This is a genomic window from Qipengyuania sp. CAU 1752, assembly GCF_054482615.1.
Genome location: NZ_JBTLRE010000001.1, coordinates 937141 through 961506, shown reverse-complemented (window position 1 = coordinate 961506; position 24366 = coordinate 937141). Strand labels below are relative to the sequence as shown.

Here is a 24366-nt window from a genome sequence, read left to right as displayed (position 1 = left end):
GGAACTTTTGTTCCGCAAGCCGCGTTACGCGTTTTGATGCATCTTTTGGATTCTGGAAGTGTGACCGCATGAGCAACATCATGATCGTCGACGACGAAGCGCTTGTTCTTCTCGACCTGACAATGACGGTTGAAGATCTGGGTTATGACGTCCACTCGGAATCCACGTCCATCGAGTCCGCCATGGCGGCGCTTGAAGTGGGGCCTCCCGACCTTGCATTGCTGGATATCGATGTAGCCGGGGAACCGGTCTGGCCGCTCGCGCGTGCCCTCGCCGCCGACGGCAGCGAGATCATCTTCATCAGCGCCAATCTCAATCACAATGAACTGCAAACCGAGTTTGCACATTTCGCACGGTTGGAAAAACCGGTCTCGCATCGCGAGATCGAGAATGCGATGCGAGTGGCTTTGCCCAGAAGCCAGCGGGTAGCTTAACCGCCCTCACCGACAGGAAACTGCAGGCTCCTGGTGAATCCATCTTCAGTGGGCCGGCCTGATGCGTCCCCCTGCAATTGCCGCGCCGCCGTTTCGACCAGCCGTGTACCGAAACCGGGCGCATTCTTGCCAATGGTGTCGGCGCGGCCATTCTCGGTCCAATCGAGTGTAATCATGCCGTCCCTCATCGCCCATTCAATGCGCAAGGTGCCGCCCTGGGTTCCCAACGCACCATATTTAGCGGAGTTGGTCGCCCATTCGTGCAGGATCAGTGCAAGCGAGGTGATGCGGTCATTGGAAATCGTCACCGCGCTGCCGTCCATATCGACGGTCTGTCCAGACAGGCTGGGCGTCAGCACGGTTTCGAGGAGTTCCTCGAGCGCAATTCCGTCACCATGACCGTCGGCGACCTTGTTGGTCAACGAATGCGAACGGCCCAAGGCAAAGATCCGGTCACGCAACCCTTCGGCGAAACTGGCTACATCGCTCGATTCCCTCGCTGCGATCGAAACCATCGCCGCGATGACGGAAAACAGGTTCTTTACCCGGTGGTTCATCTCGCGAATCATCAGGTCTCGCTGTTCAAGCAAGGTGTGTTCGTGGGTGATGTCGAACGTCACCCCGATGAATTTGCGCGAACCCTGGATTTCGATCTGTTTGCCGAGGCCGTGCAGATATCTATAGGTGCCATCGGGCATGGACCGACGGAAGGTTTCATCGAATTCCTGGCGGCCGTTGATGGCCATGCGCAAAGCGCGATTGACCCGGTCGCGATCCTCGACCGGCAGTGAAGCCAGGATGCGTTGCATTGCATTTCCGGGATCGTCGTCCTTGATGGCCAAGAGTTCGCGCTCGGTCGCATCCAGCTTCATCCGGTCCGTGGACGGCTCGTACTCCCAGACCCCGATCTTCGCGACATCCAGCGCCAGCCGCAGCCGCTCGCTCTCCTCGCGCAGGTCGCGTTCGAGCGTCAACGCATGCGTCACATCTGTAAAGATGAGTGATGCTCCGTCGATCTCTCCGCCCGCCAGCCGATAGGGCACGGCGCGAAGAATGAATTCCGTATCAAGCGACGAACAAGAAACCGATTGTTCGACCGTCTCCCCCTCATTCGCAGCCTTGCGTGCCAGCGGGACGAAATCGCGGCCCTGCAGCGTGCCCGAGAGGGCCGCGAGCGAGATGCCCAGGTCCCTCTTCTCGATATCGAAGAGGTCGCTCGTCGCTTGGGTAAACTTGCGCACCCTCATATCTGCATCGACGACAATGATCGGCAGCTCGGTGCTGTCGAAGAAATTGCGCAGGTCGGCATTGGCCACCATGAGCTCGTCGACCTTGTTCTTGAGTTCGTCGTTGACCGTGGTCAGCTCCTCGTTGGTGGACTGGAGCTCCTCGTTCATCGACATCATTTCTTCGTTCGAACTCTTGAGCTCCTCGTTGGTGGTCTCAAGCTCTTCAACGGTCGAACGCAGGCGATGACGCGTTGTCTGCAACTCTTCCTCGAGGAACAGGCGATGACTGCTTTCGACATCGACTGCTTCGAATTCGTCCTCTTGTGTCTCGAGCGGCTTCGTTTCCTCGATTATGATCAGGAAGGCGTTCGCATCGACACGTTCACACACGACCCGCGCGCCCAAGGTCCCGAAATCCGTCCGGATATCGACATCCTTCTTGCCCGCTCGCATGCCGGTTTCGGCCACTTGCCGGATCAGGGGCAAAATCAGCTCACTCAATCCTGGCCGTGCCAGGGTCGGAACGTGGATCCGCCGCTCAAGCCGCTCGGGAAAATCGAGATATCGACCCGCCGCGCCCCAACGCTCCAACAGGCCGCCTTCTCGATCGACCAACAGACTGACCGGCGAATATTTCTGCGCAAGGATTTGCAGGGCATCGATCTCGGTTCCACTGGTTCGCGGGAGATCCGGCTTTGCCGGGGCTGCCGCAGCCAATCGAGGTTCTGATCCCCGCTGGCTCGCCAGCTGCAATGTGTATTTGTTCTTCACGTTCCTGCGCCGGAACAGGCGCGCCGGCTGATCAATGATAGTGAACAGGTCTTCGTGGCGGCCGACCGTCTCGGAAGGTCCAAGGAACATCGTTCCCTTTTCGCGTAGTGCGAAATGAAACAAGGGCATAACCGTCTTTTGCAGCGGCTCTTCAAAATAGATGAGGAGATTGCGGCACGAAATCAGGTCCATCTTGGAAAACGGCGGATCGCGGACCAGGTTGTGAGCGCTGAAACTGACCATGTCCCTGATTCGCGAGATCATGGTGAAAGTGTCACCTCCGCCGATCACGTATTCGCTCTGGTAGTTCATCGGAATGTCCGACAAGGCTGAGAGCGGATAGTTGGCAGAACGTGCGACATCGAGCATGGCCTCGTCGATATCGGTGGCGAATATTTGAACGTAGGGGCGTTTGCCATGCGAGTCGGCAGCCGCTGCGAACATCATGGCAATCGAATAGGCTTCCTCGCCACTCGAACAGCCTGGCACCCAAACACGGATCTCCTCTCCATCGCGCACCTCGGCTACCATTGGATCGATGACCTGCTCGTTCAGCGCACCGAAAAGTTCGCTGTCGCGAAAGAACCGGGTCACGTTGATGAGCATATCGCGGAAGAGCGCGTTGCACTCGGCTTCGTCATTGCTCAGCAGATCGAGATAATCACGCGGTTCCGTCAGGCCCAGGACCTGCATCCTGCGGGCAATCCGCCGGTTCAGCGTGCTGCGCTTATACTGCGAGAAATCGTGACCGACCGCCTCCCGGAGAATTGCACATAGTTTGTCCAGATAGTCGGATGTGTTGGCAGGATCATTGAACACATCGCGCGATGGTTCGCCGCGAGAAAAATAGCTGCGAAGCGCCTGGACAATCTCGCCGGGGCTCGACACAATATCCACGCATCCAGTGCCAATGGCTGCCGCGGGCATGCCGTCATAAGCAGCGGTGTCCGGTGCCTGCGCGATAACTACTCCGCCGTTCTCCCGGATACAACGCAGACCCCGGCTGCCATCTCCGCCGGTGCCCGATAGGATGACGCAGGCGGCCCGGTCCTTGCGATCGATAGCCAGACTTTCGAAGAAATCGTCGATTGGTCGCCGCATACCTCGCGGGTCGGTAAACTCCGTCAGTTCGAGGACGCCGTCATGCACGGCCAGCCCATTGCCTGGGGGAATAACGTAAATGTGATCAAGCGCCAGGGTTTCGCCACCTTCCGCCTGCTTGATCGGCATGGACGTATAGCGTTCGATTAGTTGCGCCATTAGCGATTCATGCGTCGGGTCGAGATGCTGGACAATGACGAAAGCCATTCCGGACGGCCCGTTGTAACCGCCGAACATTTCCCGAAGCGCTTCGAGCCCCCCCGCCGACGCCCCGACACCGACAATGGGAAAATCGCCCGCAACGCTCGTCATATGCACTGCTCCCTTCTCTGCCTAGAGAATTTGGGAACGAGCGATGATGCTGTAGCTTGAGGCAAACGCCCCTACACTGCATAGCAGGGCGCGATTTGAACCGGCGGTCAACTCGTTGAGTTGCTGCTGGTCTTCGCTCAGCGCGCGATCATGGAGGTCGAAATCATTCTCACTCGCCCGCATCACGCCAAATTGCGATGCGAATATCAGGGCAAGTTCGTCGTCCAGTGTCTCGGCATCAGTGGAATGGGCATTCATTTCAGGCGCGCTACCTTCCGAGTACCTGCGATCTCGTTTTGATCGTCAGTCGAAAGTGTCTAACGGCCAAGGCCGCGCGACGTTCCTGCAGGTCAGTGTCCCGAAGGATCGACGAAGTTGCCCGCGCCAATATTGGCATTCACCACCCCGCCATCGATCGGGACCGTCGTACCCACCACATAATCGCCTGCCCGACTGAGCAGGTAGATCGCGCCTGCGGCCATGTCTTCCGTCGTTCCGACACGCCGGCTGGGAATGCCCTTGGCGACCAGATCCTCGTTATCCCGCGCGGCCCGGTTCATGGCGCTGGGAAATGCTCCCGGACCGATGCCGTTGACGATGATGTTGTCCTTGACGAGTTCCGCCGCCATCCGCCGCGTTAGGTGAATGAGGCCAGCCTTGGACGCCTGGTAGGGATAGGTCGGCCACGGATTGGATTTCATCCCGTCGATGCTGGCAATCATCAGCACCTTGGCCGGGCGCTCGGCGGTCCCGGCCGCCTTGAGCAGCTTGAACAGCTTCTGGGTAAGGAAGAATGGCGTCTTTACGTTGAGATCCATCGTCCGGTCCCAGCCGGCTTCGCTGAATTCCTCGAACGGCTCGCCCCATGCGGCACCGGCATTGTTGACGAGGATATCGAGCTTGTCCTCGCGCTGGGCCAACTCGTCGGCCAATTGCTGGATACCCTCGATCTGCGAGAGGTCGCCGGTCAGGCCAATGACCTTTTCGCCCAGTTCACTGGCGGTCTGGTCGACCTGCTCCTTCTTGCGAGCGACGATATAGATACGCTCACAGCCAGCTTGCAGCAGACCTTCGACGATCATCTTGCCGATCCCGCGCGATCCGCCGGTTACCAGTGCGACACGGCCTTCGAGGCCGAACAATTCCCTGAGGTTCATCATATCGCGTGTTTCCCGTTCAATAACCGCTGAGCTCGGCCACACGGCCGGCATGGTAATAGGCGTCGCCGAGGAATTCCTGCAACGCCCGGTCGCGCTTCATGTAAAGCCCGATGTCGTATTCGTCGGTCATGCCGATGCCGCCATGCATTTGCACGCCTTCGCGCACGGCCAGTCCGGCAGTCTTGGCGACCTTGGCCTTGGCAACCGATGCCATCAGGCTGGCGCGTTCGCTGCCGGCATCGAGCAATTGCTGGGCCTTGATGACAGCGGCACGGGCGATCTCGACCTCGGAATAAAGGTGTGCGGCGCGGTGCTGCAAGGCTTGGAACTCGCCGATAAGCGTGCCGAACTGCTTGCGTTGTTTGAGATAATCAACGGTCAGGTCCATCGCGCCGCGGGCGACGCCGACGCCCTCGGCGGCGCTGCCGACACGTCCGGCATCGAGCATTGCGTTTAGGATCGAACGACCGTTGTCGACTTCGCCGATAACCGCGTCGCCATCCAGATCCACGCCTTCAAATTTCGTGTGCGTTGCCATGGAACTGTCGACCAGCCGCACCGCGTCGTGGCTCATTCCCGCTGCATCCCTGGGGACGGCGAACAGGGTAATGCCATCTTCGTCGCTGTCCGAACCCGAGGTCCGGGCGGCGACCACAAGCATGTCGGCGCTGGCGCCCTGGATGACAAAATCCTTCTGACCCGATAGCTTGAACCCGTTGCCCGAACGTTCAGCCTTGCAGGCGATATTTTCGGGCCGGTGCTTGGCACCCTCGTCCACGGCCACCGCAAATACGCTCTTGCCCTCGATCAGGCCAGGCAGATAGCGGCCGCGCAGATCGTCGCTGCCATGCTTGAGCGCGGTGGCGGCCAGCACCGACGATGTCAGAAACGGTGACGGCGTCAGGTTGCGGCCAATTTCCTCGAGCACGATCCCGGCTTCGACATGACCCATGCCGAGCCCCCCGTCCGCTTCATCGACGAGAATACCGGTGAAGCCCATTTCACCGAACTGTTCCCACAAGCCGTGGCCGAAGCCATCCTTGCAGTCGCGGTCACGCCAGTGGCGCAGTTGCTTCGCAATTGCGCCTTCCTCCGCCATGAACTGGCTCGCACTATCGGCCAGCATGGCCTGATCGTCATCATGATAAAGTGGCATCGGTTCTGTTCCTTGAATCCATAATCAGTGCGGGCTTGCTGGCTCAGCCGCCCGGCAACTCGAGAATGCGTTTGGATATGACATTCAGCATCACTTCGCTGGTGCCACCCTCGATCGAATTCGCCTTGGTACGAAGCCAGTTGCGCGACGTCTTGCCGCCACCAGTCTCTTCGCTGTCCCATTCCAGCGCGCGGCTGCCGCCGGCGCTCATCATCAACTCATGCCGCCGCTTGTTGAGTTCGGTGCCGGCATATTTCATCATGTTGGGCTGGGCCGGATGGGACTTGCCGACCTTGATCTCGTCGAGGAATTTCTCGCCCATCGCCGAATAGGCCAGCGCATCGACATCGAACATGGCGAGCTCGGCGCGCAGGACCGGATCGAGTTCACCCGCCTGACGCTTCAGTGTAGCGCCAATGGCGCTGGTACGATCACCGCCGTCGGCACCAGAAATCATCTCGCGTTCGTGGCCGAGCAAATATTTCGCCACGTCCCAGCCGCGATTGATCTCGCCAACCTGAGCAGGAACATCCTCGCCATAGCTCTTGGGCACGTCGACATCGTCGAAGAAGGTCTCGCAGAAGGGCGAATTGCCGCTGATCAGCAGGATCGGCTTGGTCGAAACACCCGTCGTTTCCATGTCGAACAACATGAAGGTGATGCCACGATACTTGTCGTTCTTGTCGGTGCGGACGAGGCAGAAGATCCAGTCGGCCTTGTCAGCATAACTGGTCCACACTTTCTGGCCATTGACGGTCCAGTGATCGCCCTTGTCCTCGCCAAAAGTTTGCAGGGAAACAAGGTCCGACCCGCTGCCCGGTTCGGAATACCCCTGACACCAGCGAATTTCACCGCGGGCGATCTCGTTAAGGAAGCGTCGTTTCTGGCCCTCGGTCCCGAAATGCAGCAGCGCCGGGCCAAGCATCCAGATACCGAAACTGGACAGCGGGGGACGCGCACCGATGGCCGCCATTTCCTCGCGCAGAACCTTGGCCTCGGCCGGATTGAGCCCTGCCCCGCCATATTCCTTCGGCCAGGCCGGGACGGTATAGCCCTTCTCGACACACGCCTCGAACCAGGCTTTCTGGGCATCACTCTTGAAGCTCGCCTTGCGGCCACCCCAATAGACATCGTCGTCGTCACGCACCGGCTCGCGCATTTCCGGAGGACAATTCGCCTCCAGCCAGTTACGGGTTTCTTGGCGGAATTTTTCCAGTTCGGACATGGTGCCGACTCCTCTCATCGTCTGCAACTTGACGTATACGTTAGGGCGTTTTCGGAAGAAGGCGCAAGGCGAAGTTTCGCTATCCAGCCGCGTCGCCCCATGCCGTAGCGTCATGCGTTCGCGCGTTGACGCACGCCGCCATCGGCCTAAGCTGGTTGCAAAATGAAATGGGAGAGAATGGGGATGCGATTCTCCGGCAAAACGGTTGTGATCACCGGCGCGGCGTCGGGCATCGGGCGCGAAAGCGCGCTGCTTTTCGCGCGCGAAGGTGCGATCGTCTACGCCGCCGATATCGACGATGAAACGGGCCAATCGCTTGAGTCCGATAGCAACGGCACGATCCGCTATCGCCATTGCGACGTCTGCTCGCCAGAGGCCATCAAGACGCTGATGGACGGCGCCGCGAAAGAGACCGGGGGCATCGACGTGGTCTTCAACAATGCGGGCGCTGGCGGAGCGCGCGAATCCATCGATGAAATCGAACCGGATGAATGGGACCGCACGATGGACCTGTTGCTGCGATCGGTCGCCTTCGGCATTCGCTACGCTGTGCCGCACATGAAGGATCGCCCGGGCGCCGCAATCGTCAACGTATCCAGCGTAGCCGCAGTCGGCCCCGGATATTCGCCCACCGTCTATGCCGTGGCCAAGGCCGGCGTGCTGCACCTGACCAAGCTGGCCGCGGCCGACCTCGCCCAGTTTGGTATACGCGTGAACGCGATCCAGCCCGGTTTCATCAATACCAACATCTTTACTTCCTCGCTCGAGATCCCGGCCGAGCAGAAGGACATGGCCAAGGGTATGATTGCGCAGATGAGTTCAAATGCCCAGCCGGTTCGGCGCGGCGGACAACCGCGCGATATTGCCGAAGCCTGCGCCTATCTCGCCAGTGAAGCGGCGGGCTTCGTCAACGGCACTTCGCTGCTGGTCGATGGTGGCATTACCATCGGTCCCCGCGAAAGCTGGGATCCCGAAGCGCCGGGAATGTTCGAGGCGCTGCAGCAACTGGAAGAAGCCGCCAAGCAGGCCGACGCCTAATGGGATTTGTGCCCGGCAAGCTGCCGATGCGGCTCAAGCTCGTGCACGGCTCGGGCGCGATTGCATTCGGGGTCAAGGATACCGGTTTCAGTTTCTTCCTGCTGATCTTCTATAACCAGGTGCTGGGCATGAATGCCGGCACGGTCAGCGCCGCCCTGGCAATTGCGCTGCTGGTCGATGCTGTGGTCGATCCGCTGATCGGCAATTTGTCGGACCGGACCTATACGAGGTGGGGCCGCCGCCTGCCCTGGCTGTACCTGGCGCCGATCCCACTGGCCTTTGCCTGGATCACGCTGTGGTCGCCTCCTGGCGGCGAAGCTCCCACATTCCTCGGCCTTCTCGGCATCGCTATCGGTGTGCGGGTCCTGCTTTCCGCTTGCGAAGTGCCTTCGGTCAGCCTGGTCCCGGAAATCACGTCCGACTATGATGAGCGCACGACCCTGTTTCGCTACCGCTACCTGTCGGGCTGGAGCGGTGGCATCGTGATGATGCTGCTGGCCTACACGATATTCATGCCGGGTCAGGACGGGATGCTGCAGGCCGACGGCTACGCCGCCTTCGGCATTTTTGGCGCCCTTCTAATGGTGCTTTCCGTGGTGGGATCTGCGGCTGGCCAGCATCACATCGTCGCGCATCTTCCCGCTCACAGACCCGGCCCCTTTTCCTTGCGCTCCGCCTTTTCCGAGATCCGAGACGCCTTCTCCGAGAAAGCCTTTCTCATTTTTGCCGCAGGCGGGTTGGCCGCCTATATCGGCCAGGGCATGACCTTCTCCATGACGAACTACGTCAACCTGTTCGTATGGCAATTCGAAGGAGCGGCGTTGACGGCATTTCCAATCGTGCTGTTCGCTTCGGTAGTGATGATGTTCTTCCTGGTCGGGCCGATGCATCGCACCTTGGGCAAGCCCCGCAGCGCGGCCTACAGTGCCATTGGTGCGCTCGTCTTTGCTTTGACGCCTTTCCTGCTGTTCGTGACCGGGAGTTGGCCCCAGGCCGGTACGCTCGCCTCGACCTTGCTGGTCTATGCCTTCCTGCTGTTCAGCAACACGCTGGGCATCGTGGTGATGATATCCGCCTCGTCGATGGTCGCCGAGATCGTCGAAGCCTACGAAGAACGCGGTGGCCGCCGCGCGGAAGGCGCCTTTTATTCGGGCAATTGGCTGGTCCAGAAATGTGCCACCGGGGCCGGTATCTTCCTGACCGGCCAGATCATCGCCATTTCGCAACTGCCGAGCAGTGCTGCGCCCGGCAGTGTGCCCAAACCCGTGCTCGACGAGATGATACTGTGGTATGCCGCAACCGCGACAATCCTTGCCTGTATCGCCGCCTTCTGGCTGATACGCTTCCCGATTGACCGCGCCGACCACGAACGGCGGCTTGCCATTCTGGGGGGGGCCGCGCGCGCCGATCCCAACGCCCATTCGATTACGCCGTAGGAATTGAAGATGCCGCTTGGCGCGCCCCACGCCCTCTGCCACGGTCGCGCCTAGATATTAAAGAACGACAAGAAGAGCGAGAAGGAGACCCTCATGGATTTCGAACCCACCGAACGGCAGCAATACTGGCGCGATCGCGTCAAGACCTTCATCGAGAAGGAAGTCCGTCCTGCCATTCCGACCTATAAGGAACAGGATGAGCAAGGTGAACGCTGGAAAGTCATCCAAGTGGTCGAGGACCTCAAGGCCAAGGCCAAGGAACAGGGGATCTGGAACCTGTTCATGCCGCCGCGCAATGAAGGCCACCACCATGTCGAGGACAGCTTCGAATTCGAAGGGCCTGGCCTGACCAATCTCGAGTATGCGCTGTGCGCCGAGGAAATGGGCCGCGTCGGTTTTGCCTCCGAGGCGTTCAATTGCTCGGCCCCCGATACAGGCAATATGGAAGTGTTCCACCGCTACGGAACGCTCGAGCAAAAAGAACAGTGGCTGCGTCCTCTGATGAATGGCGAGATCCGCTCCGCCTTCCTGATGACCGAGCCCAACACAGCTTCCTCCGATGCGACCAACATCGAAACCCGGATCGAGCGCGATGGCGACGAATATGTCATCAATGGCCGCAAGTGGTGGTCCTCGGGGCTGGGCGATCCGCGCTGCAAGGTTGCGATCGTCATGGGCAAGACCAACCTGGAGGCCCAGCGTCACGCCCAGCAATCGCAGGTCATCGTCCCGACCGATGCGCCCGGCGTGAACATTATCCGTCACCTGCCCGTGTTCGGCTATGACGACGCGCCGCATGGACACATGGAAGTCGAATTGAAGGACGTCCGCGTGCCGGTCGACAACGTCTTGCTGGGCGAAGGGCGCGGTTTTGAAATCGCGCAAGGGCGCCTTGGCCCGGGCCGCATCCACCACTGCATGCGCACCATCGGCGTGGCCGAGGAGGCGCTGGAGAAGATGTGCAAGCGGCTGCAGGAGCGCGAGGCGTTCGGCAAGCCGATCTACAAGCACTCCGTCTGGGAAGAACGAATTGCGCGGGCCCGCATCGATATCGATATGACCCGTTTGCTGTGCCTCAAGGCGGCAGACATGATGGACAAGGTCGGCAACAAGTCGGCCAAGCAGGAAATCGCCATGATCAAGGTACAGGCACCCAATATGGCGCTGCGGATCATCGACGATGCGATCCAGGCCCATGGCGGCGGCGGCGTAAGCGAGGATTATGGCCTCGCCAGCGCCTATGCCCACCAGCGTACCTTGCGACTGGCCGACGGCCCGGACGAGGTCCACGCCCGCTCTATCGCGCGTATGGAGCTCGGCAAGCACCAGCCGGAAGATGGCCCGACCGCAAATGCTCTGCGCGGCGACAATGCCCGCTCCGCCAGTGCCGGCAGTGCCGCTGCCAGCGCCGGCATGAGCAGCGGCGACGTCGGCGTTTCACGCTAGGAAGAGGACCGAGCATGGCAAAAGCTGCAATCTTCGAACAGCCCGGTAAAGGGCTGGTCATCAGCGAGGTCGAGATCGCCAATCCCGGCCCGCACGAAGTGTTGATCGATACCAAGGCCTGCGGGCTTTGCCATTCGGACCTGCACTTCATCGACGGCGCCTATCCGCACCCGCTGCCGGCCGTTCCCGGCCACGAGGCGGCCGGCGTCGTGCGCGCAATCGGTAGCGAGGTGAAGACGGTGAAGGTGGGGGACCATGTGGTCTCCTGCCTCAGCGCCTTTTGCGGCCATTGCGAGTTCTGTGTTACCGGCCGTATGGCGCTGTGCCTGGGTGCCGATACGCGGCGGGGTGCAGATAGTCCGCCGCGCATCACCCGAGGCGACGGTTCTCCGGTCAACCAGATGCTCAACCTGTCAGCATTTGCCGAACAGATGCTGATTCACGAGCATGCCTGCGTCGCCATCGACAAGGACATGCCGCTTGACCGTGCAGCCGTGCTCGGCTGCGCAGTGACGACCGGGGCGGGTACGATCTTCAACGCTGCTAAAGTCACGCCGGGCGAAACCGTTCTCGTGGTGGGCTGCGGCGGGGTTGGCCTTGCCGCTATCAACGCCGCGAAGATCGCCGGTGCCGGTAAGGTAATTGCCGCCGACCCGCTCGCAGAAAAACGCGAACTGGCGAAGGTGCTAGGGGCCACCCACACTGTCGATGCACTGGCGGCCGACGCCGCCAAGCAGATCATCGCGATTTCGGAGGGCGGTGTACATTATGCGATCGAGGCAGTCGGACGGCAGGCCTCGGCCGACCTTGCCGTGGCAGCGCTACGGCGCGGTGGCACCGCGATCATTCTCGGCATGATGCCGCTCGACTGCAAGGTCGGGCTCGGTGCGATGGATCTGCTGTCAGGCAAGAAGCTGCAGGGCGCAATCATGGGTCAAAACCACTTCCCGGTCGACCTTCCGCGGCTGGTCGATTTCTACATGCGCGGACTGCTCGATCTCGACACGATCATTGCCGAGCGGATACGGCTGGAGGACATCAACAAGGGCTTCGACAAGATGCGCGAGGGACACTCGGCGCGTAGCGTGGTGGTGTTCGACTGATGACGACTGGCAACGACAACGAGCAGCCGATTGATTTCGACAAGGAAATGGTCGGCACCACCGATGTGCCCGAACAGGACCGGCTCGACCTGGAGAAGCTGAGCGACTGGTTCAAGGCCAATGTCGAAGGCTTTGCCGGACCCATCAGCTATTCCAAGTTCAAGGGCGGCCAATCCAACCCGACCTATCGCATCGACACGCCGGGTGCGTCCTATGTCCTGCGCCGCCAGCCGTTCGGCAAGCTGTTGCCCAGCGCCCACGCGGTTGACCGCGAATACAAGGCCATGACGGGCCTGTACCCAACCGGCTTCCCGGTCCCTCGCACTTATGGACTGTGCGAGGATCCAGACGTGATCGGGGCCAAGTTCTTCGTGATGAGCCTGGCCGATGGTCGCAGCTTATGGAACGGCGGACTGCCAGGGATCGAACCCGCTGACAGGCGCGCAATCTATAATGCCATGATCGACACCATGGCCGATCTGCATACCAAGAAACCCGACGAGATTGGCCTTGGCGATTATGGCAAGCCGGTCGATTACTGCGCGCGCCAGATCAGCCGCTGGACCAAGCAGTACAGGCTGTCGGAAACCGAGCACCAGCCGAAGATGGAACGTCTGATCAAGTGGCTGCCGGAGACGATCCCGCCGCAGATTGAAAGCTCGGTCGTCCATGGCGACTATCGCCTCGACAACATGATTTTTCATCATGAAGAGAACCGCGTGATTGCGGTGCTCGACTGGGAGCTTTCGACGCTTGGGGATCCGATTGCTGATTTCAGCTATTTGATGCTCAACTGGCACAATCCGTCCGATGGGCGCGCCGGGCTGCTCGACCTCGATCTCGAAACACTGGGCATTCCGACGCAAGAGGAGGCGGTCGAGCGCTATGTTGCCCGGACCGGTTACCCAGTGCCGCCGATGGACTGGTACTTCGCTTACAACCTCTTCCGCCTCGCCGGCATCATGCAGGGCATCAAGAAGCGGGTCATCGATGGCACGGCCTCATCCGCCCATGCGAAATCGATGAGCGAGCGTGTGACTCCGCTGATCGAACGCGCCTACGACTTTGCGCGGGCTGCCGGGATGCCCGAATAGGGCGTCAGAATTCGCGTATCCAGCGCACCACCACCCCACCATCGTCGGCCATGTCGGCGTGATGGCCGGGGTCGCGGCGATAAAATGCGCTGGCCGCCATATTGCCACCCATTGCAGAGCCTCGCCACGCGATCTCCGCCATGATCTCCCGCCCGTTGGGCGCGAGATTGAGCCGCCGCGTTGCAAAATCGGCACTCTGGGTCGCGTAATCGTAGCTGACTGGAAGGTTGAGTATCAGCCCGCCATTTTCGACCCGCAAGGGTTGGGAAAGCCTGAAGCCGAAGCTGTCGCCGCTTTGCAAGGAGCCCTGTCGCATCAGGTCTAGCGACCAAGCACTGCTGATTAGGTTCGATCCCTCGACCAACCCTGCATTCCGGGCGCGGGTAATCCCCTGCCGCCCTTGGACGCCGAGCCACCAGTTCGGTGCCAAGTCGATGCCGAGCGAGCTGTCGAGAAACAGGCTGTCTGCCCCATTCGCGCCGAAGGCTTCGTGGAAATGCCCCCCCAGCACTGTGCGCTGTTCATGCAGGTAATCAACTCCGATTACCGCGTGGACTGTCCCCGACCGGCGATCGACGGAAATCCCCAGCCGCTCCATCCCGTAGCGCTCGCGCTCTCGGGCCAGAAAATCGGCCGCCCTTCGCTGCCGTCCGAGCAGCGCCTGTCCGCGGGCGGCGGTGAAGCTCAGGCCGAAATCGCCAGCCTCATGCCGAAGGGCGATCGAGCTGGTCTCGGCCTTCAGAAATCCGGTATCGCCCAACGGATCTCCGGCAATCAGGAAGGCAGGGCGGCGCTGGCCGCGCAGATGCGCAGCAATGCCGTCGACGCTTTGCGAGAAGGCCAGGCCCAATTGCGTGTCTTGCGACAATCGCAATGCTGCCTGTCCTGCAAGGACACGCGCCAGCTGCGCATCTTCCTGCGACAGTCGCAGGGGCGCTGCGCCATTGGCCCAGGGTATCGGGCCGCTGGCATCAACGGTGAAGGCCATCGAGATCCGATCATTGCCCAGGTCAATCCGGCGCCCGGGTTGCTGGATAGCGCCTTCCAGCCGCGGAATGAGCGATGCCGTCCGCAAGCGACTTCCCATGTCGTAGCTGTAGGCGCGATCATACTTGTCAAGGAGGATGGCGCTGAGCGACTGCCCGTTCAGCGCGTCGCCCATGGCAGCCGAGGCAGTGCCGGTATCGTCCGACAGGACCAGCGCGACGGTGGTGCCCGGCAGTCGAGTATTACCCTGCGGCGAAACAGCGCGCCCGATATCGAGGATGCCGCGGCCATAAGTCGCATCGGTGCCGGTTGCCCCTGCGTCGCGGGCAGTGTCGAGCAGGATTTCGACAATCTGGGCCCCGGTCAGGTTCGGAAATGCCTGTGCCAGCAAGGCTACCGCACCGGCCACCTGGGGCGCGGAGAAGCTCGTGCCCGAAAACAAGGTCACGAACTGGTTTCCGCTGCCATCGGTGGTCACCTGCAGCGTGCCATCCTCGTAGACACAGCAGATCCGCTCGCCCCGCGCACTCAGGAATGACAAGGCCGAATTACCGGCCCGATTACTGAACCCGGAAAATTCGCCATTGTCGTCGACCGATCCGACAATGATGACATTGACCCCGCCGAACTGCAGGACATCCTGCGCGAAGGTATCGGGCTGATCTGCCGGATTATTAGGATCGCTGCCGTCACCGGCGTTGCCGGCTGCGACCACAATTACCACCCCTGCCGCCGACGCGCGGGAGATGGCGTTGCGCAGAGCCTGCGAGGCGGGGCTGCCGCCGAGGCTGATGTTGATGACGGTCGCGCCACTTGCCACCGCCTGGTCGACGCCGCGCGCGATATCGCTGTCGAAGAACTGGCAGCCAGCAAGATCCCCGTCGCTCTCCGTCGCGGTGCAGCTTCCCGGGCTGTCGGCGCGCAAGGCCAGGATCCGGGCATCAAACGCTATCCCGACAATGCCCGTATTGTCGCGCGCGGCGGCCGCCACGAGCGACACGTTGGTGCCATGATCGTCGACTGCATCGAATGTCGTATTGCCCGCCACATCGGTCGAATCGGGATGGATTCTCCCTGCAAATTCCGGACTGTCGACGTCGATGCCGGTGTCGATCACAGCGACGGTCTTGCCTGCGCCGGTATATCCTTGCGACCACGCAGCAACAGCATTGTGAAACTCCGGACCATCAGAACGGCGCAATTCGGCGGTATCAAAGGTGCTGGTAGGCGTTGGGGTAGGTGTGGGCGTCGGCGTGGGAACGGGTGTTGGCGCTGGCGCGGGCGTGCTGATGGTACGCCCCCCTCCCCCACCGCAGGCAGCCAACGCCAGGCAAACGCCGAGGCCAACGCCGTTCAGCAGACGGGTAGAGCGGCTATTATCGTTCATCATGCAGACCCTATGTTGCTGCCCTTATGCCGGTGCAATCCTGCCGATGCCCTGAACCGGGCCACATCGCCGGCTTCACGTTCGATCTGCCGCCTCATCGCTTGCCCTGCTTAGCCCCCGCGTCTAGCAGCCCTGCAAGACAACGACCAATCGAGACAGGCTGGCAAAATGAACGATCTTCAATCCACCATCGAGCGGGCGTGGGAAAATCGCGCCGAAGTCACGCCGCAAAGCCGCGAGATCAGCGAGGCGGTCGAGAGGGCGATTGCAATGCTGGACGATGGATCTGCCCGAGTGGCCGAACCAGACGGCGAAGGCGGCTGGACGGTCAACCAGTGGCTCAAGAAAGCTGTCCTGCTGTCATTCCGCCTGCGCGAAAATACAGTCGTCGAAGGCGCTGTTGGCGCGCCCGCATTCGACAAGGTGCCGGGCAAGTTCGAAGGATGGGACGATGCCCGCTTCCGCCAGGCCGGCTTTCGGGTCGTCCCGGGGGCGATTGCCCGGCGCGGCAGCCATATCGGCAAGGACGTGGTGCTGATGCCCAGCTTCATCAATATCGGCGCCCATGTCGGCGATGGAACCATGATCGACACCTGGGCCAGCGTAGGCAGCTGTGCGCAAGTCGGTGCCAATTGTCACATCTCGGCCGGGGCCGGTATCGGCGGAGTGCTCGAACCGCTGCAGGCCAACCCCACCATCATCGGCGACAATTGCTTCATCGGCGCGCGCTCGGAAATCGTCGAAGGCGTGATCGTGGGCGAAGGCAGCGTGATGGCGATGGGCGTGTTCGTCACCCAGTCGACCAAGATCGTCTATCGCGACAGCGGCGAAGTCATTCGCGGTCACATCCCGCCATATTCGGTCGTCGTCCCCGGATCGTTGCCCGATCCCAAGGGTGGCCCCGCGCTCGCATGTGCGGTGATCGTCAAGACAGTTGATGCAAAAACCCGGGCGAAGACAGGTATCAACGATCTGCTGCGAGACTAGGAACGCTTGCCTGCACACCACGTTTAGGCGACACTGTAGAGCTTACCCAGGAGGGATTGATGGAAGACCGGAACGGCGAAATACACATTGACGACAACGAAGCCAGTGCCGGCGAGACTTCCGGTCACATGCGTTGGGTCCTGGGCATCAGCACGCTGGTCGCCATCATCGGTTTGTCGATTGTTTGGATTTCCGGTGCGCTGACCCAAGGTGACGCTGAGGAAGAGGCAACCCTTTCGGGCAAGATAGAGGCGCAGTCCGATGCCGAAGGCGACGAGACCGACAGCATCATCGTCGATGACCAGATAGAATCCGAGCCCCAAGTGAACTAACTCTGCTCGTTCGCGTCCCGGAACCCGAAAGTGTTCCGGCTGTTCATTCCAAGAGAAGGGATTGAACCATGAGCGATGCAAACAGCTTCCAGAACAAGCAACATGTCCAGTGGAACTGGGGCAATGGAACTGGCAAGGGCCAGGTCAGCGAACGGTTCGAACGCGAAGTGACGCGAACTTTGCAAGGCAGCGAAATCACCAGGAATGGTGACGCAAATAACCCGGCCTATCTCATCCGACAGGAGGATGGCAGCGAGGTGCTCAAGCTCGGGTCTGAGCTGGAAGCGGCGGACATCTGATGGTCAAGGCAATGAGCAAGGCGCAGCAAAAGGCCGCAGGTGCCGCACTCTCCGCCAAGCGCGGTGAGCAGGACAAGTCGAAGCTCAAGGGTGCCTCGAAACAGATGGTCGACAGCATGAGCGACGACGAACTCGAGGAGATGGCCTCCACTGATCGGACCGATCTACCCGAGCGCGCCGAAAGCGACTGATAGCGCGGGAGCTATTTGCGTGGCTGACCGGCTGGATGTTCGTGTGGCTGCTCTCCTGACAACCTGTCGCGCGTGGCCTCAGCTGCACGCAGGACGCGCATCATGTTGCGCGAACTGATCTTCTCCATCTCCGCTTGCGTGTAACCACGGCGAGCCAGCTCGACAAAGAGCGCCGGATAGCCTGAGACGTCCTCCAGTCCCGGCGGAGCGAAGGGTATGCCATCGTAGTCGCCACCAATTCCGACGGCATCGACACCGGCAATGCTGCGAATGTGGTCGATGTGGTCAGCTACCTCGCCAATTGAAGACTGCGGCAGCTGGTTGCCCTCGTCCCATGTGTCCAGCCGTTGCTCGACCGCGTCGGGCTGGCCTGGCCACAATGCTTCAAGCCGCGCCTTCTCGGCAGCACGATCCGCGTTCCATTGCCTTGCCGGCTCGCTCAAGAAGCCGGGTACGAAGGTGACCATCACCAGGCCACCGTTTTCCGAAAGACGGGCGAGCACGCTGTCGGGCACGTTGCGCGCGTGACCGTTTATGGATCGGGCAGAGGAATGGCTGAACATTACAGGCGCGCGCGTAGTGTCGAGCGCATCATGCATGGCCTTCTCGCTGACATGGCTGAGGTCGACCAGCATTCCGATCCGGTTCATTTCGCGCACGACATCCTTGCCAAATGCGTTGAGGCCGTTGTTCGCGGGAGTGTCGGTAGCGCTGTCGGCCCAGCTCAGCGTATTCGAATGGGTCAGCGTCATGTAGCGCGCGCCTAGCGCATACATCTGTCGCAGCACTGCAAGGCTCGAACCGATCGAATGGCCACCTTCCATGCCAATCAAGGAGGCGATTCGCCCATCTGCCATGTGCCTCTCGACATCGTCCGCACCCAAGGCAAGACCGAGCATCTCGGGGTACCGCGCGACTAGCCGTTTCGTCACATCGATCTGTTCGATGGTCGCCTGCACCGCTTCTGGTTCAGACAGATTTGCAGAGACATAAACGGACCACCACTGCGCCCCGACCTGCCCTTGCCGCAGGCGGGCAATGTCGGTGTGCATGGCGCGTCGTCCGTTATCTTCGCCGGTTTCGCTGGTGTCGTGGAAATCGAAATCGCCAATAACGTTGCCTAGCCGACCGCGCAGCTGGATCGGCACATCATTGTGCCCATCCCACACCGGTGCCGCCTCAAGTGCAGCAGCGGCGGTTTCCCGTGCCGTCTGCGCTGCCAACGGAGCGGCCCCGCAAGCAAGCGCGGCGAACATGGCGACAAATTTCATGGGTGAACTCCGTGACAAGGCGCGTGTTGCGCAACCTAGCTGGCGCGAGAGAGCAAGCAAGTGGCTATGCCGACAATTCACCCGCCTGCCGCATAGCTGTGCTATCAAAGGCGTCCAAAATGCGGCTCGAACAATTGGAAGGGGCCAATCGCATGATTCGTACAGGCCTGCGATGGCTGCTCGCCACGATCTACCTGATCGCAGGTATCATGCACCTGCAGACGCCGGAATCGTTTCTGGCAATCATGCCGCCCTGGGTGCCGCGGCCGGTGCTGGTTGTAGAATTGACTGGATGGGCCGAGATCTTAGGCGCAGTGGCGCTTGCGCAGCCATTTTCGTGGTCACTCAGACGAGCAGGTGCGATCGGCCTTGCCGTTTATGCGGTTTGCGTCTTCCCCGCCAATATCCACCATTTCGCGCTCGATATGGCGCGCGACGACGGCGGGATGGGCTGGGCCTATCACGGTCCCCGCATGGTCGCGCAGCCACTGGTCGTGTGGCTTGCGCTATGGGTGGGGGAAGTGCTCGATTGGCCCTTCCCCCGCCAAGTTAGTCAGACGTGAAGCAGCTTACTTCAAGTGCTTGGAAACGGCTGCCGTCATCTTGAACATCGAGATCTGGTCCTTGCCGATCACCGCGCCGAGCTTGGCATCGGGATTGATCTGACGCTTGTCCTTGCTGTCCTGCAGGTTGTTCGCCTTGATGTATTCCCACACCTTTGACGTAACCTGAGCACGGGTCATGGGACCCTTGCCGATGACGTTTTCGAGCTCGCTCGAGACTGTTACCGGCTTCTGAAGTGCATTATTGCCAGCCATGGTTAGTTCCTTTCCTTGGGCTATTCGAAACTTGCTATTCGGTTTCATCGCCTTCGTCGACCCAGTTCTCGTCCTCATCGTCCGAGGCCTGGTACGTTGCGGTTAGGACGGCAGCGGCGATGACATGGCCGTCCAACTCCGCGATGAGTTGGTCACGCGAGGCCCCTGGCATCAATGTCAGCGGCAAGTCGAGTGCAAATATTTGAAAAACAAAGGTATGCGGCGCGTCTTCTTTTGGCAACGCGGGCAATAACCACTCGGAATTGCCGACACCGTTCTTACCGACCCGCGGAGGCACCTCGCCTTCGAGCAGCTTGCCTTTCTGGCCCGGCAAACCCCAGACAAGCCAATGACACGTCGCAGCATCGGCGCTGGCATCTTCGACGATGATGGCCAGTTCCTGAGTGCCGGGTGGCGGGGCGTTCCATTCCAAGGGCGGAGCGACAGCGTCTTCCTCGTCGGCGGTAAAGCAGGGGTCGAGCTCTCCGCCGGGCGCAAAAGCGGGGCTGGTCAAAGCCAGCCCGCCACGGCCAAAATGCTTTGCCGATGCCACACGGGCGATCGTCAGTCCGCTATTCGTCGGGCAGCCTGCTGGTAGTACGGAAGCGAGCCAATCGGCCATTCAATGGGTCTCCTCGGCGATGGTGCTAGTCCGAAAGGCCGTGCTTGGCGAGGGACAGCGCGGCAAGTTTTCCCCAGCTAGCATACCAAAACGCCACCTAAAACGACCAAAACACGCCTTGCTCATGGTCGGTTCAGGGCTATTGCTAGCTATCTGTTGTTCCCGCGGAGGCAATTCCGCTCGTCTTTTCATCCGGAGCCTTGTTTCATGCCTCTTGGTCGTACAGCCCTGTCCGCAACCCTTGCCTTCTCGCTCGCTGCATGTGGCGGGGGTGGTGGAGGCGGAGGCGACCCGATCGGCGGCGGTGGCGGCGGGGGTGGCGGCACTTCGCAATGCTCGCTTTCGAACAGACAGGCCTGGGTGTTCTCCCAGATCGACGAATTCTATCTCTTCCCCGACCTTATCGACAAGAGCGTCAGCGCAGCCAATTTCACCGACCTGCAGGCTTATATCGACGCTCTGGTCGCACCCGCGCGAGCGCAAGCGAAGGATCGCTTCTTCACCTACATCACCTCGATCCAGGAAGAAAATGACCTGATCAACTCAGGCTCCAGCGCTGGCTTCGGCATTCGTCTTGCCTATGACACCAGCAACAACCGCGTCTTCGTGCTCGAAGCCTTCGAGAATGCGCCGGCCTTCGCCAAGGGTTTCGACCGCGGGGTCGAGCTTCTTTCCATCGAGGGGCAGAGTGTTGCCAACCTGATGGCCAGCGGGGGACCGCAGGCAGTTGTCCAGGCGCTCGGGCCGAGCGATCCGGGCGTGACCCGCACTTTCGTCATCCGCGACCTCAACGGCGTCGATAGCACCGTCACGGTCAGCAAGGCGGATTATTCGCTCGACCCCATTTCCGATCGCTATGGCGTCAAGATCCTCAACGATGGCGGTAGGCAGGTCGGATATATCAACCTGCGCACCTTCATCGTGGAATCGGCCGGGCCGCAGCTGCGCGACGCGGTGCAGCAGTTCAAGGACCAGGGGATCAACGAGGTAATCCTCGACTTCCGCTACAATGGCGGCGGGCTGGTCTCGGTGGCCGAATTGCTGGGTGATTTACTCGGGGCCGACAAGGTCGGGCAGGTTTTCAGCCGCACCACCTTCCGCCCCTCGCTGGCCAGCAATAACGATACTGAGAATTTCGAAAGCCAGCCCCAAGCCATCGCCGCGACCAAGATCGCAGTCATCGGACGCGGGGGAACCGCATCTGCTAGCGAACTGGTGGCCAACAGCTTCATCCCCTATCTCGGCGCGAACACGGCACTGATCGGGGCCAATACATATGGCAAGCCGGTCGGCCAGATTGCCCGTGATCGCGATGTCTGCGACGACCGACTGCGCGTTGTCGCTTTCAAGACCGAAAACAGGGACGGCAACAGCGACTATTTCACCGGCCTCGCCACTGCGTTTTCAAAAACCTGCCGCGCCGAGGATGACATTTTGGACCAGCTCGGGGACCCTAACGAGGATTCCGTCGCCAAGGCGCTCGATTTCCTTGCCGGTCGTCCCTGCAACGCGATCACTTCTTCGGGCCAGGGCGGTGTGCAATCTGCTCGCGCAGTATTGCCCGAGAAGGAGCTAATGCAGCCAAGGCGTCCGACGGCAGCGCAATATCGCATCCCGGGACTATTCTGAGGGAGCCATGGCGGAACGGCAGTATACCACCTTCGGCGAGTTCTGGCCGTTCTACCTGCGCGAACATAGCAAACCCACGACCCGCAAACTTCACTATGCCGGCACCACGCTGGTCGTGGCGATTGCGGCATTCGCCTTGATCACCCAGCGCTGGCCTTGGCTCGCAGCCATTCCGCTGGCTGGCTATTTTTTCGCCTGGGTGGCGCATTTCGCTGTCGAGAAAAACCGCCCCGCCACATTCACCTATCCGTTGTGGAGCCTGTTTGCCGACTTCCGGATGTGGACGCTGTGGCTGACCGGGAAGCTCGGACCCGAACTCGAGCGCGCTGGTGTCGAGCCTTGAGCCAAATGAAAAAGGGCGCCCGATCGGGGCGCCCTTTGTCTCAGTAGTTGGAAAATTAGGCGATTAGCCAGGCATCAACACGGTGTCGATCACATGGATCATGCCATTCGATGCCGCGATATCGGTCGCCGTGACGGTTGCTTTGCCGCCGGCCGCGTCAGTCAGCACGACGTTGTTTCCGTCGAGCGTGGCAGTCAGCGTGCCACCGTTAACGGTGGTGATTTCGTAGCTGCCATCGTTGGTCTTGATGTTGTTGATCAGTGTCGCTGCATCGGCTGGACCCTCAACCACATGATAGGTCAGGATGGAGGTCAGCTTTTCCTTGCCTTCCGGCGCTGTCAGCTCGTCGAGCGTGCCATCAGGAAGCTTGTCGAAAGCCGAGTTGGTCGGCGCGAAAACCGTGAACGGTCCGCCCGAGGACAGCGTCTCGACGAGATCGGCTGCAGTGACGGCGGTCACGAGGGTCGAGAAGGATTCATCTCCCTGGGCGACAGCCACGATCGTGCCCGGCTCCTCGGCGACGCTTTCCGCGTCTGCGGCAGTGTTGTCGGCATCGTCTGCAGGAGCTCCGCAGGCAGCAAGGGAGATTGCGCTGGCGGCGGTAAGAATACTGGTCGAAATAGCCTGGAAAGAGATTCTCATGGTGGGGGGGGGTCCTTGTGTCGCTTTAGTCTTGAGGGCGCATGATGGAGAATTACGGCCTCCGGTTATGCCCTCTCAACGCCGGTTAAGCACACTCGTTCCGACACCAGAACACGGCTTTTAGGGGGTAGTGGTCTGTAATTCCGAGTAAGGCTGCCGGTCGGTAAAAGCGCATCCTGTCCGCAGATCATCACCGATTTTGAGCGATACGGTGTAGGGATAAAGTCGGTCGCTCATACCGTCGGAGCATTGGCCGGGCGTGACCAGAAGGTCGAATGCACGCTGCCCCAATTCACCAGAAAAGCCGATTCCGCCCTGCCCGACGAACCGCTCGACAACGATGATCGTACCATCAAGGTTTTCCGGAGTTGAATAGGTGAGGTTGCTGCCCGCAATCTTCGCGTTCCAGAACGGCTCGGTGCCCGTGGCGGTGATTACTTCATCTGCCGCAATTCCGGTGTACCCTTGGGGCGAGGTGCCGGGTGCGTTCGAGGAACCTTCACCCTGTTGGCATCCGGCAAGCATAATCAGGGCAGAAAGGGGCAAAGCAAGTACGCGAAATGGCATCACATGAATTCCTGATCTTTTTATCAAGCTCGGCGCGTGATCGTGGGCAGCCCCCTGATCGTATCTAGTGCCATTGCGGACGCTCTCCAATACCGGAACAGCTCAGCCATCTGCACGTTCTCTGGGCAAGCGACATCTATTTTCCGGAATTTCTGCAATGCCCGCCTCTTACGAAAACAAGCCAGTTCTCCGCAACGGAGCAATTCTCGGCCTATTGACGATGGTCGTTGCCGTAGCCGGTGCGACGACCGGGGACGCTCTGGGCGAGCACGGTATGCTTTACCGTTCGGGTCACTCTTATGATTTGCCGCAAGCGCCCCGAATCGGCTCAGAGCACCAGGGGAAACGGGCGCAAGCAGGACAATATGTTGCTCGCACGATGCTTGTTGATGGTAAACCCGTCGGCGTGGACCCATACCAAAACGGGGAATACGAACCGCTCGACGCACAATACCAGGCGATAGAAGAAACAGCCTATATCCCCGTCGACGGCTGGACGAGCGCCAGTTCAAAGCCCGATGCGGCCACCGGCCCGCAGCGCGGCCAGGCAATGCAATCAGACAGGTCACAATCTGCTTCCACCATTCGCGAGCCGAAAGCTGGCCAGGTCATGGTCGTTCGCGGCACTGAGCGAAGCATTGCCGTTGTCGAGCCTGGCCGCCAAGACCTAGCCTCGACTACGCCTCGCCAGTCCTTGGTCGAACAGCGGACGCGCGTTGGCGCACCGACTGAAGCCGTTGAACTTGCCCAGCAATCCCTGGAGCAGTCGCTGGGTAGCTGACGCTT

The 24366-nt window shown here is 60.6% G+C and carries 25 protein-coding genes; 14 read left to right on the top strand and 11 right to left on the bottom strand.

What is annotated here, in order from left to right; genetic code table 11:
- Positions 1–80 precede the first annotated feature (80 nt).
- Positions 81–434, top strand: coding sequence for a response regulator (locus tag ACXYL9_RS04620; RefSeq protein ID WP_459038411.1), 354 nt, complete (start codon positions 81–83; stop codon positions 432–434).
- On the opposite strand, the gene ACXYL9_RS04615 is transcribed toward ACXYL9_RS04620, so the two are convergent.
- The 5 genes from ACXYL9_RS04615 to ACXYL9_RS04595 form a co-directional block, all read right to left on the bottom strand.
- Positions 431–3847 (bottom strand): CheR family methyltransferase, encoded by a 3417-nt coding sequence (locus ACXYL9_RS04615; RefSeq protein ID WP_459038410.1) that lies wholly within the window; start codon positions 3845–3847, stop codon positions 431–433. The two genes, ACXYL9_RS04620 and ACXYL9_RS04615, sit on opposite strands and share 4 nt — an antisense overlap.
- A 21-nt stretch (positions 3848–3868) precedes the next feature.
- Positions 3869–4105 (bottom strand): hypothetical protein, encoded by a 237-nt coding sequence (locus tag ACXYL9_RS04610; protein ID WP_459038409.1) that lies wholly within the window; start codon positions 4103–4105, stop codon positions 3869–3871.
- Positions 4106–4197: 92 nt separating this feature from the next.
- Positions 4198–5004, bottom strand: a complete 807-nt coding sequence (locus ACXYL9_RS04605; RefSeq protein WP_459039858.1) for an SDR family NAD(P)-dependent oxidoreductase — start codon at positions 5002–5004, stop codon at positions 4198–4200.
- Between the two features lie 19 nt (positions 5005–5023).
- The gene (locus ACXYL9_RS04600) at positions 5024–6163 is read right to left on the bottom strand and encodes an acyl-CoA dehydrogenase family protein (RefSeq protein ID WP_459038408.1); all 1140 of its coding nucleotides are present in this window, start codon (positions 6161–6163) and stop codon (positions 5024–5026) included.
- Positions 6164–6206: 43 nt separating this feature from the next.
- Entirely contained in the window at positions 6207–7388 is a 1182-nt protein-coding gene (locus ACXYL9_RS04595) for an acyl-CoA dehydrogenase family protein (RefSeq protein ID WP_459038407.1), read from the bottom strand.
- 183 nt (positions 7389–7571) lie between these two features.
- On the opposite strand from ACXYL9_RS04595, the gene ACXYL9_RS04590 reads away from it, so the two are divergent.
- From ACXYL9_RS04590 to ACXYL9_RS04570, 5 genes are all read left to right on the top strand, one after another.
- Positions 7572–8426 (top strand): SDR family NAD(P)-dependent oxidoreductase, encoded by an 855-nt coding sequence (locus tag ACXYL9_RS04590; protein WP_459039857.1) that lies wholly within the window; start codon positions 7572–7574, stop codon positions 8424–8426.
- Positions 8426–9862: an MFS transporter gene (locus ACXYL9_RS04585; protein WP_459038406.1), complete on the top strand. Its 1437-nt coding sequence runs from the start codon at positions 8426–8428 to the stop codon at positions 9860–9862. The genes ACXYL9_RS04590 and ACXYL9_RS04585 overlap by 1 nt, the downstream gene beginning before the upstream one ends.
- Positions 9863–9955: 93 nt before the next feature.
- The gene (locus ACXYL9_RS04580; RefSeq protein ID WP_459038405.1) at positions 9956–11308 is read left to right on the top strand and encodes an acyl-CoA dehydrogenase family protein; all 1353 of its coding nucleotides are present in this window, start codon (positions 9956–9958) and stop codon (positions 11306–11308) included.
- Positions 11309–11322: 14 nt separating this feature from the next.
- Entirely contained in the window at positions 11323–12411 is a 1089-nt protein-coding gene (locus ACXYL9_RS04575; RefSeq protein WP_459038404.1) for a Zn-dependent alcohol dehydrogenase, read from the top strand.
- A complete protein-coding gene (locus ACXYL9_RS04570) occupies positions 12411–13505 on the top strand; it encodes a phosphotransferase family protein (protein ID WP_459038403.1) in 1095 nt (364 codons plus the stop codon). The genes ACXYL9_RS04575 and ACXYL9_RS04570 overlap by 1 nt, the downstream gene beginning before the upstream one ends.
- 4 nt (positions 13506–13509) lie before the next feature.
- Here the strand turns inward: ACXYL9_RS04570 and ACXYL9_RS04565 are convergent, their stop codons facing one another.
- Positions 13510–15882, bottom strand: a complete 2373-nt coding sequence (locus ACXYL9_RS04565) for a S8 family peptidase (RefSeq protein WP_459038402.1) — start codon at positions 15880–15882, stop codon at positions 13510–13512.
- A 165-nt stretch (positions 15883–16047) separates the two neighbouring features.
- Between ACXYL9_RS04565 and dapD the strand changes: the two genes are divergently transcribed.
- The 4 genes from dapD to ACXYL9_RS04545 all read left to right on the top strand — a co-directional run bounded on the left by dapD (position 16048) and on the right by ACXYL9_RS04545 (position 17688).
- The gene (gene dapD, locus ACXYL9_RS04560; protein ID WP_459038401.1) at positions 16048–16866 is read left to right on the top strand and encodes a 2,3,4,5-tetrahydropyridine-2,6-dicarboxylate N-succinyltransferase; all 819 of its coding nucleotides are present in this window, start codon (positions 16048–16050) and stop codon (positions 16864–16866) included.
- A 59-nt stretch (positions 16867–16925) separates the two neighbouring features.
- On the top strand, positions 16926–17198 hold the full coding sequence (locus ACXYL9_RS04555; RefSeq protein WP_459038400.1) for a hypothetical protein: 273 nt from the start codon (positions 16926–16928) through the stop codon (positions 17196–17198).
- Between the two features lie 68 nt (positions 17199–17266).
- Positions 17267–17497, top strand: a complete 231-nt coding sequence (locus tag ACXYL9_RS04550; RefSeq protein ID WP_459038399.1) for a hypervirulence associated TUDOR domain-containing protein — start codon at positions 17267–17269, stop codon at positions 17495–17497.
- Positions 17497–17688: a DUF3008 family protein gene (locus ACXYL9_RS04545; RefSeq protein WP_459038398.1), complete on the top strand. Its 192-nt coding sequence runs from the start codon at positions 17497–17499 to the stop codon at positions 17686–17688. Before ACXYL9_RS04550 ends, ACXYL9_RS04545 begins: the two co-directional genes overlap by 1 nt.
- A gap of 11 nt (positions 17689–17699) precedes the next feature.
- Here the strand turns inward: ACXYL9_RS04545 and ACXYL9_RS04540 are convergent, their stop codons facing one another.
- On the bottom strand, positions 17700–18959 hold the full coding sequence (locus tag ACXYL9_RS04540) for a dipeptidase (protein ID WP_459038397.1): 1260 nt from the start codon (positions 18957–18959) through the stop codon (positions 17700–17702).
- Positions 18960–19111: 152 nt separating this feature from the next.
- On the opposite strand from ACXYL9_RS04540, the gene ACXYL9_RS04535 reads away from it, so the two are divergent.
- Positions 19112–19522 carry a DoxX family protein gene (locus tag ACXYL9_RS04535; protein ID WP_459038396.1) on the top strand — a complete coding sequence of 137 codons (411 nt, stop codon included), beginning with the start codon at positions 19112–19114 and terminating at the stop codon, positions 19520–19522.
- A gap of 6 nt (positions 19523–19528) precedes the next feature.
- Here ACXYL9_RS04535 and ACXYL9_RS04530 read toward each other — a convergent pair whose 3' ends face one another.
- Together ACXYL9_RS04530 and ACXYL9_RS04525 are read right to left on the bottom strand one after the other, a co-directional pair.
- A complete protein-coding gene (locus ACXYL9_RS04530; RefSeq protein ID WP_459038395.1) occupies positions 19529–19777 on the bottom strand; it encodes an SWIB/MDM2 domain-containing protein in 249 nt (82 codons plus the stop codon).
- Positions 19778–19811: 34 nt separating this feature from the next.
- Entirely contained in the window at positions 19812–20399 is a 588-nt protein-coding gene (locus ACXYL9_RS04525; protein WP_459038394.1) for a YbhB/YbcL family Raf kinase inhibitor-like protein, read from the bottom strand.
- A 207-nt stretch (positions 20400–20606) separates the two neighbouring features.
- On the opposite strand from ACXYL9_RS04525, the gene ACXYL9_RS04520 reads away from it, so the two are divergent.
- Together ACXYL9_RS04520 and ACXYL9_RS04515 are read left to right on the top strand one after the other, a co-directional pair.
- The gene (locus tag ACXYL9_RS04520; RefSeq protein WP_459038393.1) at positions 20607–22028 is read left to right on the top strand and encodes a S41 family peptidase; all 1422 of its coding nucleotides are present in this window, start codon (positions 20607–20609) and stop codon (positions 22026–22028) included.
- A 7-nt stretch (positions 22029–22035) separates the two neighbouring features.
- Entirely contained in the window at positions 22036–22371 is a 336-nt protein-coding gene (locus ACXYL9_RS04515) for an Mpo1-like protein (protein WP_459038392.1), read from the top strand.
- Between the two features lie 63 nt (positions 22372–22434).
- On the opposite strand, the gene ACXYL9_RS04510 is transcribed toward ACXYL9_RS04515, so the two are convergent.
- Together ACXYL9_RS04510 and ACXYL9_RS04505 are read right to left on the bottom strand one after the other, a co-directional pair.
- A complete protein-coding gene (locus tag ACXYL9_RS04510; RefSeq protein ID WP_459038391.1) occupies positions 22435–23013 on the bottom strand; it encodes a fasciclin domain-containing protein in 579 nt (192 codons plus the stop codon).
- A 120-nt stretch (positions 23014–23133) separates the two neighbouring features.
- Positions 23134–23580 carry a COG3650 family protein gene (locus tag ACXYL9_RS04505; protein ID WP_459038390.1) on the bottom strand — a complete coding sequence of 149 codons (447 nt, stop codon included), beginning with the start codon at positions 23578–23580 and terminating at the stop codon, positions 23134–23136.
- Between the two features lie 73 nt (positions 23581–23653).
- Here ACXYL9_RS04505 and ACXYL9_RS04500 point away from each other — a divergent pair, with 73 nt between their 5' ends.
- Positions 23654–24361 (top strand): hypothetical protein, encoded by a 708-nt coding sequence (locus ACXYL9_RS04500; protein ID WP_459038389.1) that lies wholly within the window; start codon positions 23654–23656, stop codon positions 24359–24361.
- The last annotated feature ends 5 nt before the right edge of the window (positions 24362–24366 follow it).